General features: G+C 38.9%; 23 protein-coding genes. 6 read left to right on the top strand and 17 right to left on the bottom strand.

Translation table 11 applies throughout. The annotated features are described in order from the left end of the window. Positions 1–68 precede the first annotated feature (68 nt). The 14 genes from GILLI_RS15115 to GILLI_RS15050 form a co-directional block, all read right to left on the bottom strand. A complete protein-coding gene (locus GILLI_RS15115; protein WP_006989992.1) occupies positions 69–788 on the bottom strand; it encodes a response regulator transcription factor in 720 nt (239 codons plus the stop codon). A gap of 3 nt (positions 789–791) precedes the next feature. After that, on the bottom strand, positions 792–2360 hold the full coding sequence (locus GILLI_RS15110) for a sensor histidine kinase (protein WP_006989991.1): 1569 nt from the start codon (positions 2358–2360) through the stop codon (positions 792–794). A gap of 66 nt (positions 2361–2426) precedes the next feature. Beyond that, on the bottom strand, positions 2427–3017 hold the full coding sequence (gene coaE / locus GILLI_RS15105; RefSeq protein WP_006989990.1) for a dephospho-CoA kinase: 591 nt from the start codon (positions 3015–3017) through the stop codon (positions 2427–2429). Then, positions 3014–3970, bottom strand: a complete 957-nt coding sequence (locus GILLI_RS15100) for a CdaR family protein (RefSeq protein WP_006989989.1) — start codon at positions 3968–3970, stop codon at positions 3014–3016. The genes coaE and GILLI_RS15100 overlap by 4 nt, the downstream gene beginning before the upstream one ends. Continuing rightward, positions 3945–4976, bottom strand: coding sequence for a glycosyltransferase family 2 protein (locus GILLI_RS15095; RefSeq protein ID WP_006989988.1), 1032 nt, complete (start codon positions 4974–4976; stop codon positions 3945–3947). The genes GILLI_RS15100 and GILLI_RS15095 overlap by 26 nt, the downstream gene beginning before the upstream one ends. A gap of 127 nt (positions 4977–5103) precedes the next feature. Beyond that, on the bottom strand, positions 5104–5925 hold the full coding sequence (locus GILLI_RS15090) for an enoyl-ACP reductase FabI (RefSeq protein ID WP_006989987.1): 822 nt from the start codon (positions 5923–5925) through the stop codon (positions 5104–5106). Positions 5926–5975: 50 nt separating this feature from the next. Then, complete coding sequence (gene recN, locus GILLI_RS15085) at positions 5976–7628, bottom strand: DNA repair protein RecN (RefSeq protein WP_006989986.1); 1653 nt, start codon at positions 7626–7628, stop codon at positions 5976–5978. 61 nt (positions 7629–7689) lie between these two features. After that, on the bottom strand, positions 7690–8580 hold the full coding sequence (porD, locus tag GILLI_RS15080; protein WP_006989985.1) for a type IX secretion system protein PorD: 891 nt from the start codon (positions 8578–8580) through the stop codon (positions 7690–7692). Continuing rightward, positions 8573–9781, bottom strand: coding sequence for a bifunctional phosphopantothenoylcysteine decarboxylase/phosphopantothenate--cysteine ligase CoaBC (coaBC, locus tag GILLI_RS15075; RefSeq protein ID WP_006989984.1), 1209 nt, complete (start codon positions 9779–9781; stop codon positions 8573–8575). Before coaBC ends, porD begins: the two co-directional genes overlap by 8 nt. Positions 9782–9785: 4 nt before the next feature. Next, on the bottom strand, positions 9786–10118 hold the full coding sequence (locus tag GILLI_RS15070) for a DNA-directed RNA polymerase subunit omega (protein WP_006989983.1): 333 nt from the start codon (positions 10116–10118) through the stop codon (positions 9786–9788). 13 nt (positions 10119–10131) lie between these two features. Continuing rightward, positions 10132–10965 (bottom strand): outer membrane protein assembly factor BamD, encoded by an 834-nt coding sequence (locus GILLI_RS15065; RefSeq protein WP_040506694.1) that lies wholly within the window; start codon positions 10963–10965, stop codon positions 10132–10134. Between the two features lie 209 nt (positions 10966–11174). Beyond that, on the bottom strand, positions 11175–12050 hold the full coding sequence (gene dapA, locus GILLI_RS15060) for a 4-hydroxy-tetrahydrodipicolinate synthase (RefSeq protein WP_006989981.1): 876 nt from the start codon (positions 12048–12050) through the stop codon (positions 11175–11177). Next, on the bottom strand, positions 12043–12540 hold the full coding sequence (locus tag GILLI_RS15055; RefSeq protein WP_156798679.1) for a DUF6913 domain-containing protein: 498 nt from the start codon (positions 12538–12540) through the stop codon (positions 12043–12045). The genes dapA and GILLI_RS15055 overlap by 8 nt, the downstream gene beginning before the upstream one ends. A 97-nt stretch (positions 12541–12637) precedes the next feature. Further along, positions 12638–13336 (bottom strand): hypothetical protein, encoded by a 699-nt coding sequence (locus GILLI_RS15050; RefSeq protein ID WP_006989979.1) that lies wholly within the window; start codon positions 13334–13336, stop codon positions 12638–12640. A gap of 143 nt (positions 13337–13479) precedes the next feature. Here GILLI_RS15050 and GILLI_RS15045 point away from each other — a divergent pair, with 143 nt between their 5' ends. After that, complete coding sequence (locus GILLI_RS15045; protein ID WP_006989978.1) at positions 13480–14238, top strand: 5'-nucleotidase C-terminal domain-containing protein; 759 nt, start codon at positions 13480–13482, stop codon at positions 14236–14238. A 108-nt stretch (positions 14239–14346) separates the two neighbouring features. After that, positions 14347–15252 (top strand): bifunctional metallophosphatase/5'-nucleotidase, encoded by a 906-nt coding sequence (locus GILLI_RS15040; protein ID WP_006989977.1) that lies wholly within the window; start codon positions 14347–14349, stop codon positions 15250–15252. Between the two features lie 126 nt (positions 15253–15378). Here the strand turns inward: GILLI_RS15040 and ligA are convergent, their stop codons facing one another. From ligA to GILLI_RS15025, 3 genes are all read right to left on the bottom strand, one after another. Further along, the gene (ligA, locus tag GILLI_RS15035; RefSeq protein ID WP_006989976.1) at positions 15379–17376 is read right to left on the bottom strand and encodes an NAD-dependent DNA ligase LigA; all 1998 of its coding nucleotides are present in this window, start codon (positions 17374–17376) and stop codon (positions 15379–15381) included. A 53-nt stretch (positions 17377–17429) separates the two neighbouring features. Then, positions 17430–18362, bottom strand: a complete 933-nt coding sequence (locus GILLI_RS15030; RefSeq protein ID WP_006989975.1) for a peptidylprolyl isomerase — start codon at positions 18360–18362, stop codon at positions 17430–17432. 74 nt (positions 18363–18436) lie between these two features. Beyond that, complete coding sequence (locus GILLI_RS15025) at positions 18437–20635, bottom strand: RecQ family ATP-dependent DNA helicase (protein ID WP_006989974.1); 2199 nt, start codon at positions 20633–20635, stop codon at positions 18437–18439. 83 nt (positions 20636–20718) lie between these two features. Here GILLI_RS15025 and GILLI_RS15020 point away from each other — a divergent pair, with 83 nt between their 5' ends. The 4 genes from GILLI_RS15020 to lptB all read left to right on the top strand — a co-directional run bounded on the left by GILLI_RS15020 (position 20719) and on the right by lptB (position 23923). Further along, positions 20719–21684, top strand: coding sequence for a KpsF/GutQ family sugar-phosphate isomerase (locus tag GILLI_RS15020; protein WP_006989973.1), 966 nt, complete (start codon positions 20719–20721; stop codon positions 21682–21684). Then, complete coding sequence (gene tatC / locus GILLI_RS15015) at positions 21684–22514, top strand: twin-arginine translocase subunit TatC (RefSeq protein WP_006989972.1); 831 nt, start codon at positions 21684–21686, stop codon at positions 22512–22514. The genes GILLI_RS15020 and tatC overlap by 1 nt, the downstream gene beginning before the upstream one ends. 4 nt (positions 22515–22518) lie before the next feature. Continuing rightward, positions 22519–22875, top strand: a complete 357-nt coding sequence (locus GILLI_RS15010) for a carboxymuconolactone decarboxylase family protein (protein ID WP_006989971.1) — start codon at positions 22519–22521, stop codon at positions 22873–22875. A gap of 307 nt (positions 22876–23182) precedes the next feature. After that, on the top strand, positions 23183–23923 hold the full coding sequence (lptB, locus tag GILLI_RS15005) for an LPS export ABC transporter ATP-binding protein (RefSeq protein ID WP_006989970.1): 741 nt from the start codon (positions 23183–23185) through the stop codon (positions 23921–23923). Positions 23924–24001 lie beyond the last annotated feature (78 nt).

Raw genomic sequence — 24001 nt, 5'->3', positions numbered from 1 at the left:
ACGGGTGTCTTTCTGCTCTAATAATCTTTATACAGCCCCTTTTGGAAACTGAACTTTTAAAATGGGTCTTATTGTTTAACCTCCTTATTTCTAACTACAAGCCTAAAACCTTCTCCATGAATATTCAGGATTTCCACGTCCGGATCCTTTTTAAGGTATTTACGCAACTTGGCTATGTATACATCCATACTTCGGGAAGTAAAATAATTGTCGTCCCTCCAAATTTTGGTAAGTGCAAGCTCCCTTGGCATAAGATCATTTTCGTGCAAAGCCAGCAACCGCAGTAATTCATTCTCTTTTGGAGATAATTTTTGAGGTTCTTCCTCTTTATAAGTCAAAAACCTAAGTTTTGAGTTCAGGTGAAATCCACCAATGATGAACTCAAACTGCTTACTGTCTGAAACGCTATCGGTAGATTTACGTTGCATGATCGCTTTAATTTTCATCAAAAGCACTTCACTGTCAAAAGGTTTATTCAGGTAATCATCTGCCCCTACTTTATACCCCTTAAGTACATCTTCTTTCATCGCTTTTGCCGTTAGAAAGATAATAGGGATTTCCTCATTCTTATCGCGAATTTCCTTAGCCAGGGTAAACCCGTCTTTATAAGGCATCATCACATCCAGGATACAAAGATCAAAATCATCTTTTTTGAATTTCTCAAATCCTTCCATCCCATTTTTGGCGTGTGTAACATCATAGTCATTCATAGCCAAATAATCCTTCAAGACAGTTCCAAAATTTGGATCGTCCTCAACCAGTAAAATCTTTTTGTTTTCAGTTTCCATATTCTAAGTTATTAATGGTAATTTAATTATAAAAGTACTTCCTTTTCCCTTTTCGCTTTCCACAGAAATAATTCCGTGGTGGTCGTCCAGGATGCGTTTAACATAGGCAAGACCTAATCCGTGCCCTTTTACATTATGTATATCTCCCGTATGCTCCCGGTAGAATTTTTCAAATATTTTTCGTTGTACTGTCTTATTCATCCCCATACCCTGATCCCGAATTTTCAACACTATAAAATTCCGAACATTTTCAGTGTAGATATCAACTTTAGGCGAATCATCAGAATATTTAATCGCATTGTCCAGGACATTTACGATCACATTGGTCATATGATTTTGATTGGCCAGAATTGAAGATTTTAAAGCTCCAAAATGGGTTTTAATATAACCATTTCTGTCCTCTACAATCAACTCTACATGGTTCATAGCTTCCTCCACAAGTTCGTGCAACTGAAGCCGTTCCTTCTTTAGATCCAGCTCGTTTTTCTCTAGTTTTGATATCTGCAATACATTTTCTACCTGCGCATGCATTCTTTTATTCTCATCCCTAATCATTTGCAGATACCGGGTAACTTTATCCTTGTCGTTAATTATTTTGGGGTTCTTAATGGCGTCCAGCGCTAAATTTATAGTAGCAATAGGTGTTTTAAATTCGTGGGTCATATTATTGATGAAATCGGTTTTGATCTGGGAAATCTGCCGTTGTTTGATCAATTGAGATAACGCACTAGAATATGCTATAACGATAATAAGCGTAAAAATTATAGAGAGCAGCGCCATCAAAGTAACCGATGAGAGTACCACTTTCTTTTTTCCTGTAAAATTAACCAGCAATTGATATTCACTGGCACCGGTATTATTTATAAACAGTGGCACCAAATAGGTTGCCGGATAATCGGGGGAAAAATTATCTGAATGCACCTTTGTAGCCAGGGAATTGCTGTAAACCGCATATTCAAACGCTGTATTAAGGTTATAATTTTGCAGCTCGGTTTTTAAAAATTCTTCAATCGTACTCTCCAAAAGTCTTTGATGAATTGGAATACGGGAAGTATATTCCAGAATAAAAGAACGTAAAACATCTTTCTCCATCTCCTCCATTTGCATAAACCTGCTAAGTTTTTCTTCTGAAGAAAGTACCGCTCCCTGGGCATTCCCCTGGTTTAGGATCGAGGACAAACGACCGTTTATAAGCTCTGAAAACTCAACACTGTCCTTGGCAAAAGCAAGAAAATCTGAAGAAATTTTATAATCAACTTCAGGGATCCCTTCCGATAAACCAGCGGAATTTCCATTTTCCCCTTCTTGTTCCAAAAGGGAATATTCATTTAAAACCTTTTCATTTAAAATCACTCCGGAGCTGTCTGTATCTATAAATTTAAACCAAAAACTTTCCAGTTCATTGTCCTGGATGTTTTGAGAAACATTTATAAGAACCTGTTTGGCGTTATAAGAAAACTGCTCTTCCTTATCTTCCACAGTGCTTTTTATCCAATATCCCTGAACAAAAATAATCCCAATTAGCGATAGGCTCATCAGCACAACCAGTAAGAGAAACAACTTTTTATTCATGCCTCAAAAGTAATATTTTAACATTTAGAGACTTAGGTATTTAACCAAATGTTAACAAAACAAATCTTAATTTTTAATAGCTTTTAAGATAATTTCTTGAATATTTCTCACCTGTTCTTTTGTAGAAGATAAATCATCGTTTTTTATTTCAAAATGGGCAAGTGCACGTTTCTTCTCATCACTCCATTGATGCTTCAATCGTGCTTCAATTTCTTCCACCGTACTTTGATCGCGTTTTTGGAGTCTTTGGATCCTGTTTTCCATAGGTGCAGTTACCAGGATTACCATGTCACAACGAGATTCCCCGCCTGTTTCAAGCAGTATAGCAGCTTCATAAATAACGTAAGCTGCTGTTTGGTTATTTTTCCATTCTTCAAAATCCCGGGCTACAGCCGGATGAACTATATTGTTGAGTTTTTCTAGTTGTTCCTTTGCATTGAAAACTTCAGCAGCAATATATTTTCTGTTAGGTTTACCTTCGGAATATGCCTCATCCCCAAAGACTTGTATGATTTGAGATTTAACTTCAGCAGAAGTATCCATTAGTCTCTTTCCAGCTTCATCAGCAATATAAACCGGAACTCCCAGTTCCCGAAAAAAACCGGCAACGGTAGTTTTTCCGCTTCCCATGCCACCGGTAAGTCCTGCTACTTTCATCGCCTAATTATAAATTGGATCTTCTGTTCATTTAAGCGAACATTGTTCACCAATTGTGGTTTATTCACAATTTGCGCCAGGAGATATCCGTCGCTATTGCTTGCTTTTTGAAAATCGGCAACTACTTTGAATCCGGAAGGATTTATTTTCTCAAATTGTTTGAGACTCACCTGGTAGAAAACTGTTACCTCTTTTGGAAAGATCACAACATTCATATTTTCAGGAACATTGATGAGTTCTACGGGGATTACTGCTTTTCCTTCAGTAAACTTATCGGTTCGCAGGGAATATTGAACTTCCTCACTGTAAAAAGTAAGTTTCTCAAGATTGGTTGTATTTAATTTTATGGTCCCCTTAACATCCTGACTAATATTATTGATCTTTAAAGATCTTGTATGAACATTTTTAAGGGTATCCAGAATATTTTTTGGCCCACTCATAGTGACCGAATCCGGTACCAATTTGATGCCTTCCAGGGCTGAATAACCTACAGAAAAGCTTAAATCAATATCGGAAATTATAGGGATATTTTTAACCATGCGCTGCTCAAACTTTATCTTCAAATCTTCCTGAAGAAAATTCACATTTTCATAATCAATATTCAGTTGTGTCCTGATAGCCTGCTTTTGTTTCTCAAGATCGTAGACAAGGCTATTACCATCCTCTGTGGTTTCACTAATATCTATCATCAGTTTCTTCGGAAATATTTTTCTGAAAGCTATATTTATCCCATTATCCCGGAGTCTAAGATCCAAACTGTTTGGGGAGTCACTAAGAATGATCTTGTCTTTTGGAACATTGACGTAGGTGATAGGGAATCCTACCACTTCCGAATATTGTTTTGAAAATTGAACAAAAATCCACACAAATGCCGAAAATGCCAGAAAAAACAAAAATGTTTTAAGTGGACCTTTCTTTATTAGGGGTTTACGCTGTTTTGTTTTGTCTTGCATCTTTAAAAAATAGCTTCGGAAAAGCGATTTGAGGTTTCAGTTTTAGGAATTTTATTTTCCAGATGGCCTTTAAAAAGCCGGTACCATATCCATAGAATTGAATAAAAGTAGCGACAATTGCTGCCAAACCAATATCAAAACTATTATTTTTTACTGCAGCATCTGTTCCAATTATTAAAAAATACAGTAAATAACATAAAAAGAAAAGTGGAAACCCTAAAAGGAGTAAAATTAATGCTACGGACAACCCAAGGATAAAATAGCTGGGAAACCAGTAGGTAATCTTCCCGGATCCAGGGTGCCAAAGGTTTAATACCGGGCGTACCATTCCAAATTTTCGCACCTGAATATAGAATTTATTCCAGTCTATCCTGCGCTTATGAAAAACTACCGCGTTTGGGATAAGCCGGGTTTCAAAACCCAGTTTTTCCAGTCTAAGGGAGAGATCCGGATCTTCCCCGGGATGAATTTCACCAAAACCACCGGATGCTTCAAAAGCTTTTTTGGACAAACCCATATTAAAACTCCGTGGCTGGAATTTACCCACTGCTTTTTTTCTACCCCGAATGCCACCCGTGGTTAAAAAGGAAGTCATCGCATAATTGATAGCCTTCTGTAAATTGGAGAATTCAGGATGTGCAGCATCTGGACCTCCAAAACAAGCGGTGAAATCTTGAGACAGATAGGAATTTACTTCATATAAATAGTTGGGCGGTAACAAAACATCCGAATCCAGGATAAGAAAATAATCCCCTGTAGCCTTTTCCATTCCAAAATTTCTGGAATCTCCGGGGCCGGAATTCGGCTTAAAATAATAACTGACCTGTAATTTTTTCTGAAAATCCTTTACTACCTCTTCAGAAGAAAGCGTGGAGCCATCTTCTACGATCACGATCTCAAAGGAAGAGGGGAATTCCAGTTCCTGCATGCTTTGCAACAATTCCCTAATCTCATCCGGCCTGTTGTAAACCGGGATAATAAACGAATAGTTTAATTGCTTTTCCATTTGGTTAATCATAAAAAAGTGATAAGACCTACCAGGTTACCTCCTAAAACCTATAAGAAAAAACCTGCTAAATCCTTTGAATCCAGCAGGTTCCTTTTCTATCTATAGAATTGGCATTTCAATTCTTTTACTCCGAATCTTTCATAAAGGTTTCCATCACTTCCTGACTTACACCCATATTGGAAAAACCACCGTCATTGTATAAATTTTGAAGGGTTACCCGTTTTGTAAGGTCAGAAAACAAGGTTAAGGTATAATTCGCACAATCCATAGCGGTAGCATTACCAAGCGGCGACATCTTATCGGCATAGGCTATAAAACCATCAAATCCTTTCACACCTTGGCCCGCGGTGGTGGGAGTAGGTGATTGAGAAATTGTATTCACCCTTACTTTTTTATCTTTTCCGAAGAAATATCCAAAACTACGCGCAATGGACTCCAAATACGCTTTATTGTCGGCCATATCGTTATAATCCGGGAATACCCGTTGTGCAGCCATGTACGTAAGTGCTACAATACTTCCCCACTCATTCATAGCGTCCTTTTTATAAAGCACCTGCATAGTCTTATGAAATGAAACCGCAGAAACATCCCAACCTTTATGAGTGTAATCGTAATTCATATTGGTATAATGATTCCCTTTTCTAACATTTACCGACATTCCTATGGAATGCAATACAAAATCCAGCTTTCCCCCAAGGATCTCGGTCGCTTTTTCTACCAGGTTCTCCAAATCTTCTACACTGGTAGCATCTGCTGGAATGATCTCAGAATTTGTTTTTTTGGCAAGATCCTTAATACTTCCCATCCTCATTGCGATGGGAGCATTGGTAAGGACAAATTTCCCTCCTTCTTCATGCACGCGTTCGGCAGTTTTCCAGGCGATGGAGTTTTCATCTAAAGCGCCAAAAATAATTCCTCTTTTTCCTTTTAGTAGATTGTATGACATGTGTTTTGGTTTTTTTTGTTGTAAAGGCTGTAAATATAACAAACTTGAATTTAATTGAGCAATGACTTTGCGTGTGCCATCGCCGATTCACTCTTGATGTTTCCGCCAAGCATTAACGCCAGTTCTTCTATGCGCTCCCCGGTTTCAAGAACTCTTATTTTAGTAACAGTGGTTTCTCCAATATCTTCCTTGAATATCTTAAAGTGTTTACTTCCTTTTCCCGCTATTTGCGGCAAGTGCGTGATCGCGATCACTTGCATGGAATTCCCCATATTCTGAAGTATATCTCCCATTTTTTGAGCGATATCCCCGGAAACCCCTGTATCTATCTCATCAAAAATTATAGTTGGCAGGTTGCTCCTTGAAGCCAGAATACTTTTTACGGCAAGCATGATCCTGGAAAGTTCCCCTCCCGAAGCCACTTTTTTGATCTCCGAAAAATCACCGCCTTTATTAGCCGATAAATACCATGAAAGCTGATCCTGACCGTTACTGAAAAAATCCTGCTGAAATTTAAGATCAATTTTTAACCTTGCATTGGGCATTCCCAATTCATAAATAATGGTTTCAACTTCCTTTATGAATCCCGGAATAGCCTTCTCCCTACTCTTATGTATTTTAGCCGAAATTTCTTTCAGGAGGGTTTTATTGGTTTCAATTTGTTTAATGACTTTTTCAAGTTCTGCTTCCGCATTTTCTGTGAACTCTACCTTTTCCTGAAGCTGAGCCATAATTTCCAAAAGCGCATCTATTCCTTCAGCAGAATGCTTTTTCTGCAAATTATAAATCACCTGAAGCCTGGCATTTACCTCTTCCAGTTCCTTAGGATTAGCTTCTACCCGCTCCAGTGCATTTCCGAGTTCCTGTGAAATATCATCCAGTTCTATAATAACACTTTGCACGCGCTCTTGTAAGGTAGCGTACGTAGTGGAAAAACCTGAAATTTTATTCAGGTTACTTCTAACCTCCTTTAATCCTGCCAACGTCCCAATTTCCTCCTGTTCAATTTGGGCTACCGCATTTCCTAAATATTCCGTAAGGATTTCAACATTATTGAGTTCCTCAAAGCGCTCTTCCAGGTCTTCCAGCATTCCGGGCTTTAACCGGGCATCTTCAAGCTCCTTAAGAAGGAACAAATTATAATCGTGTTCTTTGATGGCTTGTGCCTGCGTTTCTTTTAACTCAACCAGCTTTTGTTGTAATTTTTTATAGGATCTTAGTTGCAACTGGTATTCCCGGAGCAAATCTGCGTTTCCGGATAAGGTATCCAGTACTTCAAATTGATATTGATTTTCACCCAGGCTTAGCGTTTGATGCTGCCCGTGAATATCTATTAGGAGATCTCCAAGTTTCACAAGAACAGGAAGTGTAACAGGAGTATCGTTTATGAAAGCACGGGATTTTCCGGAGGATAGTATCTCCCTGCGAATAATTGATTGAGGCTCGTAATCGAGGTCTTCGGATTCAAAAAAATCTTTAAGACTGTAATTGGAAATATCAAAATTCCCTTCGATAACGCATTTATTTTTGGAAGAACGAATCGCACTGTAATCGGCGCGTTTCCCAAGCAGTAAACCCATTGCGCCAAGCATGATGGACTTTCCGGCGCCTGTTTCGCCTGTAATTATAGTAAATCCCTGACGGAGGTCGATCTTAATGTCCTCAATGAGAGCGTAATTTTTAATAGATAAAGCGGTTAGCAAGGTATGTTGATTTTAAAGCTAAAGATACAAGAGAAATCCTTTCCAATCAAAACGGAAAGACCTAGAATTGAATCTTGCGCCAATTTTCTGCATACATAGGCGCAATACGGTTTAGTGTTTCTACCAGGCTTGAAATTGAAACCGAAGGGCCACCAACAAAGATTTGCTCTATTTCCTGGGCTTTCGCATCAAAAAACACCCGCATTAATAAAGAATTGGGGCGGGTATCGTTCAGCGAATTTAATTTCCCCAGATAAGTTGCAACTGCCTTTTTACCGGCTGCGGCATCTTTGTGCATCAAATCCAGCCCTTCCCGGTGATAGGAATAAGAAACTTCCCTATATGCTGTAAAGGCATTCGATAAAAGATCTGTATTCAACCGGTACCGCGAACGCGCACCGTCTGTTCCTCTCCATCCAGGCATATTCCCCTGCTGCGCGGTTGAAACTATTCTATTCGCTTCCTCATAATACTGCGTACCTCCCTCGGGAGAAAACGTGTCGGCATCTAGTCCTAAAATTGTATAAACATAAAAAGAGAGCACCGAAACCAGGTTAGAACTATAAGAATTCTGACTGTAGTTTAAAGGTTCGAATTCCCTGTAATTGAAACTGAACTGCTCATCGTTGAAATTAAACACCGGGCTTATTAGCGAAGAGCCAAAAACCGGTCGCGAAGATTGTACCTGAATGGTTCCGATAAATGTTTCATTCTCAAAACTGGTGATATTGATGAAAACGCTGCAGTTGATTCTTTCCTGATTTTGAAATTCTCGATCTGTCCAGCTTGTTTGATTTATCAATTCAGAAATCGAGCGTTCCAGAGTTTTAAAAACCTGCAGGTTGGTTTGCCCGGTTTGTTCGGCATTTACAATGACCTCACAATTGAGTTCCTGAGCGCTCAGAGATAGAAATCCCAGGAAAAATGCAACAAAGACTACAATCTTATTCATCCGCCAAATTGATTATTTCGTTTAAAATATCACGGGCAACTTCAGTTTTTGATTTCAGTTGAAAATTCTTTACTTCGGTTTTTGTGATAATGCTAATTTTATTGGTGTCTTTTTTAAATCCTGCGCCTTCATCATTTAAGGAATTAAGCACTATAAAATCTAAATTTTTTCGTTCCAGTTTCCCGCTCGCATGCGCTAGTTCATTGGTGGTTTCTAAAGCAAAACCTATCAGTTTCTGATGTTTTTTAAGTGCTCCCAGGGAAGCTAGAATATCTTTTGTAGGTTCAAGCTCTATAGACAATGCCGAATCTCTTTTTTTCATTTTCTGGGCAGCTACAACTTTTGGTCGGTAATCTGAAACAGCAGCGGCAGCAATCACAATATCCACATTTTGGTAAAACCTGTGTACCGCATCATACATCTCCCCTGCACTTGTAACCCGTATCAATTCTATTTCGGGCAAATCTACATTCAAATGGGTTGGTCCGGAGATCAGGATAACTTCAGCACCTAATTTTGCAGCTTCTTTAGCGAGTTCAAAGCCCATTTTTCCGCTGGAATGGTTACCTATAAAACGCACGGGATCTATGGCTTCGTATGTTGGCCCTGCAGTGATGAGAATTTTTTTATTACGAAGCGGCATTTTTTTTAATAAATGAGCTTCAATAAATTTCAGGATAGTTTCCGGTTCCGCCATTCTTCCCGGTCCTACAAGTCCGCTGGCCAGTTCCCCGGCTTCGGCCGGAATCATAGTGTTCCCGAAGGACTGGAGAATTTCAAAACTTTTTTGGGTAGCCGGATGATTGTGCATATCCAAATCCATAGCAGGCGCAAAATATACCGGGCATTTTGCCGAAAGATAGGTCGCAAGAAGGAAATTTTCGCTTGCCCCGGATGCCATTTTAGAAAGCGTATTGGCAGTAGCGGGGGCTATAAGCATAAAATCGGCCCAAAGGCCGAGTTCTACGTGATTGTTCCACATGGAATTTTCATCCTCATCTTTAGTAAAGGAAGAAATCACCTCATTTTTGGAAAGCGTGGAAAGCGTAAGCGGGGTTACAAAATCCTTTGCAGCCGGAGTAAGGATAACTTTTACCTGGGCTCCGGCCTTTATAAACAACCGAACAAGAGAGGCCGTTTTATAGGCAGCAATACCGGCGGTTATACCTAATAGTATTTTCTTGCCCTCTAGCACGCTCATTATATTATAGCTCGTCCTGAGTGTCCTGCGTGTTGCGGTAGTAAATTTTATCCTCTAACCATTCCTGTACTGCAAGAGAATGAGGTTTAGGCAATTTTTCGTAGTATTTAGATACTTCGATTTGCTCTTTGTTCTCGAAAATCTCATCCAGGCTATCGTTGTAAGTAGCAAATTCATCCAACTTTTCCAAAAGCTCTTTTTTGATTTCAGAGTTGATTTGAGTTGCTCTTTTAGCAATTACCGCAATAGCCTCATAAATGTTATTTGTAGGGGCATCTACCAAATTCTTGTCGATCGTGGTAGTATTGATTGGTGCATTGATTCTTTTTAAATCCATCGTTGAGTTATGATTAAAAATTTTGTAGTCTTGATTCCAAATCCCTGTTCAAAGCCTGAATTTGCTCATAATAGGGACTTCCTTCTTTATAATACCTTATATAATTGTTATAATAGATTTGCGCATCTGTAAGGCGCTCTTTTATTAAAAATTCGTAGCTGTTAACAGCCAACTCGTATGCAGCAGCAAATCTGTAATAAAATGCTTCTTCCCTGAAAGGTGATCCGGGATATTCATTTAAAAAATTTGTAAAAGCAACAACAGCAGCTTTGTAATTCTGCCCGGGAAGTCCTGCTTCACCTTTATTGTAATACTCCCACGCGATTTGGTAGGCTTTTTTCTCCAGTTTCACCCTTAGATCTGTTGCCAGCTTATTGGCTTCTTCTATGTTTTCACCGTCGGGATACGAATCTATATATTTTTGAAGTTCCGTGATCGCTTTTAAGGTTTCCGTTTGATCCAGATCATATCTTGGAGAGAGGAAATAATAACTCTTCGCACTTTTAAATGCGGCTTCTTCTATTTTATCACTATTGGGATATGCCTGCGTAAAACGCTCAAACTGATAACCTGCCAGGTAATCATCGCCCAACTGATAATACGAATCTGCAAAAAGAAAAGTAACCTTTTCGCCCTGTGGTTTTCCCCTGTATTGAGGAACGATTTGCTCAAGTAACCTTAAGGCCTTCCGGTATTTGGACTTATTGTTTTCCTCTTTAGCCTCGTTATAAAGCTGTTCAGCTGTTGAGTATTTCAGGCCAATGTCCTCACTCTTTAATACTTTTTGATATTCCCCACAGGATACAAGCATTAACAGTACGCCTAAAAATAATAAACCTTTTTTCATTCTTTGTAAAAACATCTTGCAAAAGTACTCTTTTATGTTAGATAATAAAAACTTTCATTCATTGCAATCCCAGTAACGATTTCCAGAGAAAATAAATTAACCCGGAGCAAGCTCAAAAGCTATGTCAAAGGAATAAACATCAGGAATTTCGATGAAATCCCACCGGAACGGTACGGGCGGGCTTTGCAAACTTAATCCCAAATATGAGGTTAAAAAGCTTCAACGAAGCTATACAGCTCCTCCTTTAATTTTTCTGAAGCTTTCACCAATGGTAAACGCAACACCTCTTCACACAAATCTTTGGAATGAAGCAGGGACTTAATCCCTGCCGGATTTCCTTCAGAAAAGATCATATCTATGGAAGGTGCTATTTTATAATGTAGTTTATAGGCTTCCTTCACTTTTCCATCAAGCCCTTTTTTAACCATTTCAGAAAATTCTGCAGGGAATCCCTGGCCTATCACTGAAATTACTCCGTGTCCTCCAGCAAGTATCATTGGTAAAGTGATCATATCATCGCCAGAAATCACTAAAAATCCTTCCGGAACCATAGATATAAGTTTCATAGCCTGAACGATATCTCCGGCGGCTTCCTTTACGCCTATGATATTTGGGAAATCTTCCGCAAGTCTTTTTATAGTTGCTGGTAAAACATTGGAAGCAGTCCTTCCAGGTACATTATAAATTATAAGTGGTTTTGGGGATGCCTCTGAAAGCGCCTTGTAATGCTGATAGATCCCTTCCTGGGTTGGTTTATTGTAATACGGAGAAACCGATAAAACCGCTTCAAAAGCAGAAAGATCTTCAATCAATAACTCCTCCACAAGAGCTGTGGTATTATTTCCGCCAATTCCAAGAATAAGTGGAAGTTGCGAATTGTTAGCCTTAATTACGGTATCTATAACCAGTTTCTTTTCCGCCTTAGTAAGCGTGGCAACCTCCCCGGTAGTACCTAAAACCACCAAATAATTTATTCCATTTGCAATTTGATTTTTCACCAGTTTGGCAAGGCTTTCTATGTCTACAGAGAGATCATTTTTAAACGGAGTGATTAGTGCTACTCCGGTGCCAATCAATTTATTCATTTTTAGATTTTTTAAAATATTTTATATACTTCAACAATTCCTCCGTAAACAGTTCAAGGTCGTTATCCGCCTGAAGAATGATATCGTATAAAGCTTCATTCTTACGATATCGTCCTACCTTAATCCCTGCCGCGCAAAACGCGGTAATAAGATGTACTGCCGTATTGTTTTCTTCGGCAAAAGTAATAAGTAAATCAACACGTTCTGAGGTAAATTTCTCCAATTCCTCATTTTTTATCGAAGCTTTCATATCGATATCCCTAAGCGAATAAAGCTGTCCGGAATAATCTTTCACACTTTGATGATTTTCAGCGTATAAAAGGGTTTTAAAATTTTTAGATTTTATATTAAATTGATCTTTTAATTGTTCTAAAACTTCGAAAGCCTTTATATTTTTAATATCGGCAATAATTCCGATAGATCTAACCGGCACTTTAAAATTTTTCCATTCCCTTTCCTCTACAAGTTTTGAAATTTTCCTTTTCGCCACCGATAGTTTGATACCATTTCTAATCATATACATTGTGTAATCCTCGGTAAAATTAGGGATTCTTAAAGTAAACGTAAAATAGAATTGAAAAAGTGTCCTATAACATATTTATAAGACGCAACTTTTTTTCTTTGGTTGTGAAAAACAAGACTGCAAATAAGGCAACCGCCAGCCTTAAAATACCTTCCGTAACTTCCACGCTTGGGTCCTGAAGGTAAAAAACCCCCATATCCCTTAGCACTTCTGCAAAGATAAGGGCCAGGATCAGGGAAACAAAAAAAACAGCTTTTTTGGAATAGGAATTTAAGTAATAGATAAATCCAAAAACCCCTAGAGTAAGTAAATTGATATAATAAACAATGTAAATGCCGTAATCCAGGCTGCTGGGGAGATGAACTCTCATATCAAAAACGTGAATGCCCAACAAATACGCGTTTATTCCAACAATTAAAGTGAAATAAAGCAACATGTAATTACTAGCATTTTTTATTTCTATATGTTTCACCGATTCTATAATAAGAGCGAGATAAGCGACGGTTAAAAGTATTAAAGATCCCTGATTAAAATACCAGGTCGTTTCAAAGATCCTTGCCAGAAAAGCCAAACCGGAAAACCCAAGGAATACATATAAATTAGAATTGAAATTTTTATATTTCTTACGAAACATCCATACTGCGTTAAATAAAAAAACGATATAAATGATATTAACCACCCAAAACCAGGTAGAAAATACAGCCATAATATCCAGCACCATCAGGCAAATAAAAGCCGTTATAAATCGAAATTTCCGTTTCATGGGGTGTTTAATATCTGTAAATATATTCTAACAAGTGAAAAAGACATTCGAAATAATGTTAATATTTTTAACGATTGTTGGAATTAACTTTTAAAAACGATTAGTTAAAATCTCTTTATATTTGCAGTGCTTATAAATCCATAATGAAATTTAAAATTCTTTTTGCTTTTTTACTTGCGCTGGGTATAATTTCATGCAAGACCGGACCCCTAAAACCCGCCGAAATTGAAGGAAAACGTATTGCTATAGATGAAAGCATCGCGCCAAATACCAGTATTGAAAACTTTATAAAACCTTATTCCCAACATATCAATAAAACCCTGGACAGCGTTCTGGCATATAACCCAACCAATCTAAATAAAAGCGACGGAGAATTAAATACCGCATTAGGAAACCTGATGGCCGACATCATCATGGTACAGGTAAACCCCGTATTTAAAAGCAGAACAGGTAAAGAAATTGACCTTGTATTATTGAACCACGGCGGGATAAGAGCTGCTGTAGGAATGGGACCTGTAAATGCAAGAACCGCATATAGCCTTATGCCATTTGAGAACGAGGTAGTGATCGTTGAACTTACTGGAAATAAAATAAACGAAATGCTCTCCTATCTTGAAAGCAATAGAACTGCACATCCTTTGAGCGGGATAAAAATTAAGGTAGATAGAAATTACCAAATAATAGAAGCCACCATAAACGAAGAAAAAATCGATCCAGAAAAAACATATTTCGTGGCAACCTCCGATTATCTTCAGCAGGGTGGAGATAATATGATCTTTTTCAAAGATCCGGTCAATTTTTACAACACAGATTATAAGATCCGGAATACGATCATAGATTATTTCCAAAAAGTGGATACTCTAAAAACAAAAAGGGATAACCGTTATATCAAAATACAATAAAGAGTTTAAGAAATGAGCATACTGCGAATTCGATACAAACACGAGTGAAGATATGCGAATTACTCCCGAGCTATCGGTAGAACGTTTAAAAACATTAAATTAATACGCTTGAAAAGAAGAAATTTTATTCAACAAACGGCTGCTACAGGAGCATTTATTGGCCTGGGAGGCTTATCCCTTTCGTTTTCTGAAAATTATAAAAAACACATCACTATTCTGCATACCAATGATGTTCACAGTCATATTGAACCTTTAAGCCAGAATGACCCCCGGAATCCGAATATGGGTGGAGTGGCAAGACGGGCAACATTAATTGAAAAAATCAGGAACGAAAATCCCAATATTCTTTTGCTGGATGCCGGAGATATTTTTCAGGGAACTCCTTTCTTCAATTTTTACGGGGGTGAACTGGAATTTAAACTGATGAGCAAATTGAAATACGATGCCTCTACAATTGGAAATCACGATTTCGATAATGGAATAGACGGCCTTTACGCCCAGCTTCCCCACGCCGATTTCGATTTTATTTCCTCCAATTATGATTTTACGAATACGGTGATGAACGAGCATGTCTTACCGCACAGGATCTTCAAAAAAGACGGGGTAAGGATTGGAATCTTTGGATTGGGAGTGGAACTAAAGGGCTTAGTGAATGCGCACCTTTACAAGGAAACAAAATATCTGGATCCGGTAGAGATAGCAACAGATATGAGCAGGATATTAAAAGAAGATAAGAAATGTGATATTGTAATCTGTCTTTCCCATCTTGGACACAGCTATAAATCAGATAAGATCTCTGATGTAAAACTGGCTGCAGCAACAGAAAATATAGACCTTATTATTGGGGGACATACCCATACATTTTTGGAAAAACCGGAAATTCACATCAATAAATCCGGTAAAAAAGTACTCATCAACCAGGTAGGTTGTTATGGCATTTATTTGGGTCGTATTGATTTTTATCTGGATAAGGATAATAATATTTCCGGTGATGGAAGAAGTATTTCTGTATAAAGCTTATATAGTTTAAACAACTTTATACTTAATCCGGGATTAAAACCGTAAAAAGAGAAAATTTAAATGTTACAAACTGTTATGGAATTTGGCAGTCCCGCCAGAGAGTATATATCACACTTTAAATTACGTCCTTACCATCCCAAGGAATTCATCTTCATCCAGGATTTTAGTTCCCAGTTTTTCTGCTTTGGTGCGTTTACTCGGCCCCATATTTTCACCTGCTACCAGATAACTGGTCTTTGATGAAATGGATCCGGAAACTTTCCCGCCGTTATCCTCGATCATCTTTTTTAACTCATCTCTGGAAACCTTTTCAAAGACCCCCGATATCACAAAGCTTTCCCCCTGTAATTTATCGGTTTGACTGGCGAGTTTTTCCGCAGAAATTTCCATCTTCACTCTATATTCCTTCAATCGCCGGATGATTTCCTTATTTTCTTCCGAAGCAAAAAAGTCGGTAACGCTTTGAGCGATACGCTCTCCTATTTCATCCACATTTGTCAAATCCTCTTCCGAAGCTTTTGAAAGTGCATCAATGTTTTTATAATGCCTGGCCAGCTTTTTGGCCACGGTCTCTCCTACATACCGAATCCCCAATCCGAAAAGAACTCTGGGAAAAGGAATTTCCTTCGACTTCTCTATTCCCTGGATAAGATTTTCTGCCGATTTTTCTGCCATGCGTTCCAAAGGAAGGATGTCATCTTTTTTCAGCGCATATAGATCGGCATAATTTTGAATGAGACCTGAATTTACGAGCAAGGCCACAGTTTCTCCCCCCAGACCCTCTATATCCATCGCTTTACGTGAAATATAATGCTGGATACGACCAATTATCTGCGGTGTACAGCCATTGTAATTGGGACAATAATGCTGAGCCTCTCCTTCATTCCGAATCAATTCTGTTCCGCATTCGGGACAATGAGTAATGTATTTAGTTTCTTCGGTTTCCGCGTCGCGCTTGCTAAAATCCACTCCTATTATTTTTGGAATGATCTCTCCTCCTTTTTCAACAAAAACCGTATCCCCTTCTCGAATATCCAGTTTTGCGATTTGATCGGCATTATGAAGGGAAGCCCTTTTCACAACAGTCCCGGCCAGTTGAACGGGTTTAAGGTTAGCAACCGGTGTTATTGCACCGGTACGACCAACCTGATATGTTATCTTATTTAATTTTGTGGAAACCTGCTCCGCCTTGAATTTGTATGCCATTGCCCAACGGGGAGATTTGGCTGTAAATCCCAATTCCTCCTGCTGCCTGAAATTGTTGATCTTCACAACAACTCCATCTATTTCATAAGGAAGATCATGCCGGTGCTGCTCCCAATAATTTACGAAATTAAGAACCTCATCCACACTTTTCACCAAGGCTGCTTCTTTTGGGACTTTAAAACCCCATTCACGGGCTTTCTGGAGACTTTCGAAATGAGAATTTAACTGGAGATTATTACCGGTGATACTATAAAGCAAACAGTCCAGAGGTCTTTTTGCAACTTCAGCGCTGTCCTGTAATTTCAAACTTCCCGAAGCTGTATTGCGGGGGTTGGCATAAGGCTCCTCGCCCAGTTCCACCCGTTCTGCATTCAGTTTTGCAAAACCTTCATAGGGTAAAACGATCTCGCCCCGGATATCAAATCGTTCGGGAACATCTCCTTTTAATTTAAGCGGAATAGATCTTATGGTTTTTACATTATGGCGTACATCATCTCCCTGAACACCATCTCCACGGGTAACGGCCTTCAAAAATTTCCCGTTTTCATACGTCAAGCTGATTGAGGCTCCGTCATATTTCAATTCACACACAAATTCCACAGGTTCATCTACCAGCTTCATCACACGCTTTTCCCAGTCTTCCAGTTCTTCTTTTGAATAAGAATTAGACAAGGAGTACATAGGATGATCGTGAACCACCGTTTGAAAGCTTTTGGTGACCTGCCCCCCTACCCGCTGTGTAGGGGAATTAGGATCAAAGAATTCAGGATGTTTAATTTCAAGCTCCTGCAATTCCTTCAGCTTCATATCAAACCCGTAATCGCTAATCACGGGTTTATCGAGCACATAATACTTGTAGTTATGTTCGCTTAGTTCATTGCGGAGTTCATTTATTCTGTCTTCTATATTCATTCAGAAGGGAGGGTTGAAAAAGCGGTTTTTAATGCTACTCTAAATTTAAAAATCTATTTAACTTTTACCAATTCAACATCAAAGATCAAAGTTGCATTTGGAGGAATTACCCCACCGGCACCACGTTCTCCATAAGCTAAATGCGAAGGTATTACGAATCTTGCCTGTCCTCCTTCATTTAACAATTGTATTCCTTCATCCCAACCTGAAATCACGTGTCCTTCTCCTAATGGAAAATCTATAGGCTGATTTCTTTTATAGGAAGAATCAAACACGGTACCGTCCGGTAACATTCCTTTATAATGTACCGAAACAGTTTTCCCTTTTTCTGCTTTGGCACCTGTTCCTTTTTCTTCGATCTTATAACGTAGCCCGCTGGAAGTTTTTTCAAATCCCTGTGAGATTTCCCCAACCATTTCCTCCTGTTGTTTCTTTGCTGCAGCTTCTCTTTCAGCCTTTGCTCCGCTAAAAGAACGAAATGCTTCAACCGCATTAAATTTTTTGGCATCTTCCCCCTCGCGTATGATTTCCAGCTTTTCTAATTTATCTCCCTGCGCGATCTTATTCACCGCATCCTGACCTTCAATTACTTTTCCGAAGACGGTATGTTTTCCATCAAGCCATGGAGTTGCGATATGAGTGATAAAAAACTGACTTCCGTTAGTTCCAGGACCTGCATTGGCCATGGATAATATTCCGGGTTTATCATGGGTTAATTCCGGATAGATCTCATCTTCAAAGTTATATCCCGGTCCACCGGTTCCATTTCCTTTTGGATCTCCTCCCTGTATCATAAAATCTGGGATTACGCGGTGAAATTTTAATCCGTCATAATAGGGTTTTCCCTGTGGAATTGCTTTATTCTCGATATTCCCTTCTGCCAGTCCAATAAAATTCCCAACTGTTCCAGGTGTTTTCTTGTATTCAAGTTCTACGAGAATTTCCCCTTTTGATGTGTGAAATTTTGCGTATAATCCGTCTTGCATGTCTATGATTTTTAAATTTAGAATGCAAAGATAGGGATTTTAAGAAAGTAGATAGCCCTATAAGCCGGATCTCTTTAATTTGCTACTTCACTTATAAATTTGATCCTGTAGAGGCGTAATTCTTCATCGTCGTATTCCCCGTCGAATTCCTCCATGGCATCTTCGATCTTATCGGTTTCCGATTCAAGGAAATATTCGTGAATTTCTTCCTGCTGTTCATCATCCAGAAGATCATCCAGCCAGTAATCTATATTGAGCTTTGTTCCACTAAAAACAATGGCTTCCATCTCTTTAATAAACTGTGGCATTTCCATTCCTTTTGCCGAAGCGATATCATTAAGCGGTAATTTTCTGTCTACACTCTGAATGATATATAGTTTTAATCCGCTGTTGGCACCGGTGGATTTAACTACCAGGTCATCCGGGCGAAGAATATCATTTTCATCGACATAGGTATTGATAAAGTCTATAAATTCATTTCCGAATTTTTTAGCTTTTCCCTCTCCTACTCCATGGATATTGCTTAATTCTTCCAAAGTTATAGGATATTTCAAAGCCATATCCTCCAGGGAGAAATCCTGAAAAACAACAAAGGGAGGAACGTTTCGCTTCTTTGCAACCTTTTTTCGAAGGTCCTTAAGCATTTTCACAAGCTTTTGATCCACGCCGCTTCCTTCTCCTTTTGAGGTTACCGGAACTGCCTGGGTCGTATTGTCAAAAACATGATCTTCGGTCATCATAAATGAGGAAGGATTTTTAATAAAATCCTCTCCTTTTTGAGTAAGTTTTACCGTACCGTAGGTTTCGATATCCTTTCTCAACATTCCGGCTACAAGCACCTGACGGATCAGGGCCATCCAGTATTTTGAATCTTTATCGCTACCTTTTCCAAAAAGCGGATGCTCATCGGTTTTATGGGAAAGGATCACGGCATTGGCTTTCCCAATAAGGGTATTTACCACTTCTTTTGCCTTATATAATTCGTTGGTTTCCTTTACTGTTTTTAGCAAAAGTTCCACATTTTTATCCGCTTCGTGTTTCTTTTTAGGGTTTCGGACGTTGTCATCCATATTTGCCCCTTCTCCTGTTTTGATATCAAATTCTTCCCCGAAATAATGCAGCAAAAATTGTCTTCGTGACATGGATGTTTCGGCATAACCAACTACTTCCTGTAACAATGCCTGCCCAATTTCCTGTTCGGCTACAGGTTTTCCACTCATGAATTTTTCGAGTTTTTCTATATCTTTATAGGAATAGAATGCCAGGCAATGCCCTTCTCCTCCATCCCTTCCGGCACGGCCTGTTTCCTGGTAATAACTCTCCAGGCTTTTAGGAATATCGTGGTGTATCACAAAGCGCACATCGGGTTTGTCGATCCCCATTCCAAAGGCTATAGTCGCCACCACTACATCTGTATCTTCCATGATAAACATATCCTGATGACGAATGCGGGTTTTGGGATCGAGCCCGGCGTGATAAGGCACCGCTTTAATCCCGTTTACCTGAAGTGTTTGAGCGAGTTCTTCCACCCTTTTTCGGCTTAAACAATAAATGATTCCGGATTTTCCTTCATTCTGCTTTACAAAGCGAATGATATCGGCATCTACATTTTTGGTTTTTGGCCGGATCTCATAATATAGGTTGGGGCGGTTAAAACTCGCCTTAAAGGTTTTTGCATCTGGTATCCCAAGATTTTTTAAGATATCTTCCTGAACTTTTGGAGTTGCCGTGGCAGTAAGTCCAATAATAGGAATATTATCGCCTATACGTTTAATGATGGTACGCAAATTCCGGTATTCAGGCCGGAAATCATGACCCCATTCACTTATACAATGCGCTTCATCTACCGCCATAAAGGAGATCTTTACGCTGCGTAGAAATTCAACATTTTCTTCTTTGGTAAGGGATTCGGGTGCTACATACAACAGTTTGGTAATGCCGTTGGTAATATCTTCCTTTACCTGCCTAACTTCCGATTTATTCAGGGATGAGTTTAATACGTGGGCAACTCCGTGTTCCGAAGAGATCCCGCGAATTGCATCCACCTGGTTTTTCATTAAGGCGATAAGTGGTGAAACCACGATGGCAGTTCCTTCGGCTATTAAGGCTGGCAACTGGTAACAAAGCGATTTTCCGCCTCCGGTTGGCATAATTACAAAAGTGTTGTGCCCGTTGACAATACTGGTAATTACTTGTTCCTGAAGCCCTTTGAACTGACTAAATCCAAAGTATTTTTTAAGCTGTTTGTGTAAATCGATTTTGGTAGGACCCATTCAATTGTGTTACAATTTTGCATACATTTGCACTAATAAAGATACATATTTCTTTAGTATTCACAATTCATAATTATACAAATTTGAAACTTGAAGAAAAAATCCTTTCTGTAGCCAAAGAAACCATTTCCATTGAAGCCAAAGCCATTGCAAATCTGGGGAATTTACTTTCCGGAGAATTCGCACAGGCCGTACAGTGTATCTATAACTCAAAAGGTAGGGTAATTATTACAGGAATAGGAAAAAGTGCTATTATTGCAGGAAAAATTGTTGCAACTCTTAATTCCACAGGGACGCCTGCTATTTTTATGCACGCTGCAGATGCAATTCACGGAGATCTGGGTACGATTTTAAAAGATGATGTGGTAATTTGTATTTCCAAAAGCGGAGATACTCCTGAAATAAAGGTCCTGGTCCCTCTAATTAAAAATTTCAACAATAAAATTATTGCAATTACCGGCAACAAGGATTCTTTTCTTGGCCAGCAATCCGATTTTGTTTTAAATGCGTATGTTGAGAAGGAAGCCTGCCCGAATAATCTGGCCCCTACCACCAGCACAACCGCTCAATTAGTTCTGGGAGATGCGCTGGCGGTTTGTTTATTGGATTTACGGGGCTTTTCCAGTAATGATTTTGCAAGATATCATCCCGGCGGAGCACTTGGTAAAAAACTATATTTAAGGGTTAGCGACATTACCTCCCAGAATTTACAACCCAGGGTAAGCCCGGAAACTAATGTTAGGGATGTGATTGTGGAAATATCTGAAAAAATGCTGGGTGTGACTGCAGTAATTGAAAATGAAAAAATAATTGGAATTATTACCGATGGAGACATAAGAAGAATGCTTCGAAACAATGAAGCTTTTATCCATCTCACCGCAAGAGATATTATGAGCAAAAACCCTAAAACGATAAATCAGGATGCAATGGCGGTGGATGCCCTGGATATGCTCGAAGAATTTAAAATCTCTCAGTTAATAGCCAACGATGGCGAAAAATATGCCGGTGTAGTGCATATTCATAATCTAATACGTGAAGGAATTATATAATGGCAAAAGTAAAAAATACTAACGACGAGATGTCGTTTTTAGATCATCTTGAAGATCTTCGCTGGCATTTAATAAGAGCTACTTTAGCTATAGTTATAGCGGCAACCGTAGCATTTCTGGCCAAAGGATTTATCTTTGATATTCTTTTATTCGGCCCCAGCAAAGGTGATTTCTGGACCTATGATATTTTATGCCGGATCACAAACTATGTGGGAGTAGACGGCGGATTTTGTTTTCAGGAGCTGCCATTTACCATTCAAAGCCGTACTATGGGAGGGCAATTTGCTGCACATATATGGGTTTCCATTACGGCAGGTTTTATTATCGCATTTCCATATGTGATCTACGAATTCTGGAAATTCGTAGCGCCGGCAATGAAAACCAATGAAAGAAGCAATGCCCGTGGCTTCATTTTTATCTCCTCGATCCTCTTCTTTATAGGGGTTTTATTCGGTTATTATGTAATCACACCTTTATCTATCAATTTCCTCGGAAAATATCAGGTAAGTGAACTTGTGCTTAACGAATTTGACATCAGCAGTTATATTAGCCTTGTAAGAGCTTCTGTTCTTGCCAGCGGATTGATCTTTGAATTGCCTATAATCATCTTTTTCCTTACCAAAGTTGGAGTTCTAACACCTCAATGGCTAAGGACCTACAGAAAATATGCACTTGTGGGTGTGCTAATTTTTTCAGCAATTATTACCCCTCCGGATATCGTTTCCCAAATAATTGTGGCTATTCCAGTGTTGATATTGTATGAAATAAGCATTGTGATCTCGGGTATTGTATTTAGAAGAGAAGAAAAAAAATTAAAAAAACGAGTATAAATTTATGACAAATCAGGTTGAAGAATTCAATTCATACCGGGAGCGGATGAATGACAAAATTTTGAAAGACAACAATAAAATTATTAAACGCATATTCAATCTGGACACCAATGCTTTTGCACCGGGAGCACTGGATATTAAAACCAAGGAATTACTGGGATTGGTAGCATCTACCGTCTTGCGTTGTGATGATTGCGTGAGGTACCACCTTGAAACCTGTTATAAGGAAGGGATTAGCAAGGAAGAAGTGGTGGAAACCCTTGGAATAGCAACCCTTATCGGGGGAACCATTGTAATCCCGCATTTAAGACGCGCCTATGAATTTTGGGAAGCGCTGGAGGAGAATAGCGCTAAAGTGTAATTAGTAAATGGTACGTTGAAAAATGATTCTTGCCAGAGAAAGCCTCTGTTTTTAAGTTCCTTTTATCTGATTATTATTTTGTAATTTACCAAAACTACTTCAGCAAAGCTTGAAATGTTTGAAGGTTTCACTGAATTTGTAGGGCCTCGGGAATCTTTTATAAATAGTAGCTCCTGGAAGGAATTTTTTTTTCCTTGATCAAGTAAGTTCGATCAAGTTGGAAACCATAAAATAACAAAAAATTGAGAACTAAGAATTTAAAAATCACTTAATATTAGCTCCGCAATTATATTGAACTTAAACGAAAATGAAGTTATCTGCCGAAAATTTAGTCAAAGCATATAAAGGGAAGGAAGTTGTAAAAGGAATTTCCATTGAAGTGAATCAGGGAGAGATCGTGGGTTTACTCGGGCCAAATGGTGCCGGGAAAACCACTTCTTTCTATATGATCGTTGGCCTTATTAAACCTAACGGTGGAAAGATATTTTTGGACAATATGGAGATCACTAAATTTCCGATGTACAAACGTGCACAACACGGAATTGGGTATCTGGCTCAGGAAGCTTCAGTATTTAGAAAACTGAGCATCGAGGACAATATCATGAGCGTTCTGGAACTCACGAAAATGAACAAAAAAGAACGGGTGGATAAGATGGAATCCCTGATCGATGAATTTGGACTGGGCCATATCCGGAAAAACCGGGGAGATCTTTTAAGTGGTGGGGAACGCAGGCGGACAGAGATCGCACGCGCCCTGGCAACCGATCCTGCCTTTATTCTGCTGGATGAGCCTTTTGCCGGAGTTGACCCTGTAGCAGTGGAAGATATTCAGCGAATCGTTGCCCAGCTAAAAAATAAAAATATCGGGATCCTTATCACCGATCATAATGTACAGGAAACCCTTGCTATAACCGACAGGACTTACCTTATGTTTGAAGGAAGTATTCTAAAACACGGGGAACCTGAAGAACTCGCTGCAGATCAAATGGTACGTAAAGTCTACCTTGGTCAGAATTTTGAACTGAGAAAGAAAAAGATCTTTGATTAAGATTCTCCCCGAAACCTTGAAAGTTTTCAAAACTTAAAAACCTCGCAAATCCACTGGAATTGTGAGGTTTCTTTTTAA

It is taken from the genome of Gillisia limnaea DSM 15749, from assembly GCF_000243235.1.
Lineage (GTDB): Bacteria > Bacteroidota > Bacteroidia > Flavobacteriales > Flavobacteriaceae > Gillisia > Gillisia limnaea.
The sequence above is the reverse complement of the archived record's forward strand: the minus strand, read 5'-3'. Positions and strand labels throughout refer to the sequence as shown.

Excerpts from the sequence above, each read along its gene's own strand:
- dapA (WP_006989981.1), bottom strand. The coding sequence starts at position 12,050 with ATGAATAAATTGATTGGCACCGGAGTAGCACTAATCACTCCGTTTAAA.
- GILLI_RS15030 (WP_006989975.1), bottom strand. The coding sequence starts at position 18,362 with ATGCAAGACGGATTATACGCAAAATTTCACACATCAAAAGGGGAAATT.
- GILLI_RS15070 (WP_006989983.1), bottom strand. The coding sequence starts at position 10,118 with ATGGATTTAAAAAGAATCAATGCACCAATCAATACTACCACGATCGAC.
- GILLI_RS15025 (WP_006989974.1), bottom strand. The coding sequence starts at position 20,635 with ATGGGTCCTACCAAAATCGATTTACACAAACAGCTTAAAAAATACTTT.
- GILLI_RS15110 (WP_006989991.1), bottom strand. The coding sequence starts at position 2,360 with ATGAATAAAAAGTTGTTTCTCTTACTGGTTGTGCTGATGAGCCTATCG.
- coaE (WP_006989990.1), bottom strand. The coding sequence starts at position 3,017 with ATGAAAGTAGCAGGACTTACCGGTGGCATGGGAAGCGGAAAAACTACC.
- ligA (WP_006989976.1), bottom strand. The coding sequence starts at position 17,376 with ATGAATATAGAAGACAGAATAAATGAACTCCGCAATGAACTAAGCGAA.
- lptB (WP_006989970.1), top strand. The coding sequence starts at position 23,183 with ATGAAGTTATCTGCCGAAAATTTAGTCAAAGCATATAAAGGGAAGGAA.
- tatC (WP_006989972.1), top strand. The coding sequence starts at position 21,684 with ATGGCAAAAGTAAAAAATACTAACGACGAGATGTCGTTTTTAGATCAT.
- GILLI_RS15010 (WP_006989971.1), top strand. The coding sequence starts at position 22,519 with ATGACAAATCAGGTTGAAGAATTCAATTCATACCGGGAGCGGATGAAT.
- GILLI_RS15095 (WP_006989988.1), bottom strand. The coding sequence starts at position 4,976 with ATGGAAAAGCAATTAAACTATTCGTTTATTATCCCGGTTTACAACAGG.
- GILLI_RS15115 (WP_006989992.1), bottom strand. The coding sequence starts at position 788 with ATGGAAACTGAAAACAAAAAGATTTTACTGGTTGAGGACGATCCAAAT.
- porD (WP_006989985.1), bottom strand. The coding sequence starts at position 8,580 with ATGAATAAGATTGTAGTCTTTGTTGCATTTTTCCTGGGATTTCTATCT.
- GILLI_RS15050 (WP_006989979.1), bottom strand. The coding sequence starts at position 13,336 with ATGAAACGGAAATTTCGATTTATAACGGCTTTTATTTGCCTGATGGTG.
- GILLI_RS15065 (WP_040506694.1), bottom strand. The coding sequence starts at position 10,965 with ATGAAAAAAGGTTTATTATTTTTAGGCGTACTGTTAATGCTTGTATCC.
- GILLI_RS15045 (WP_006989978.1), top strand. The coding sequence starts at position 13,480 with ATGAAATTTAAAATTCTTTTTGCTTTTTTACTTGCGCTGGGTATAATT.
- GILLI_RS15100 (WP_006989989.1), bottom strand. The coding sequence starts at position 3,970 with ATGCAAGACAAAACAAAACAGCGTAAACCCCTAATAAAGAAAGGTCCA.
- GILLI_RS15090 (WP_006989987.1), bottom strand. The coding sequence starts at position 5,925 with ATGTCATACAATCTACTAAAAGGAAAAAGAGGAATTATTTTTGGCGCT.
- coaBC (WP_006989984.1), bottom strand. The coding sequence starts at position 9,781 with ATGAGCGTGCTAGAGGGCAAGAAAATACTATTAGGTATAACCGCCGGT.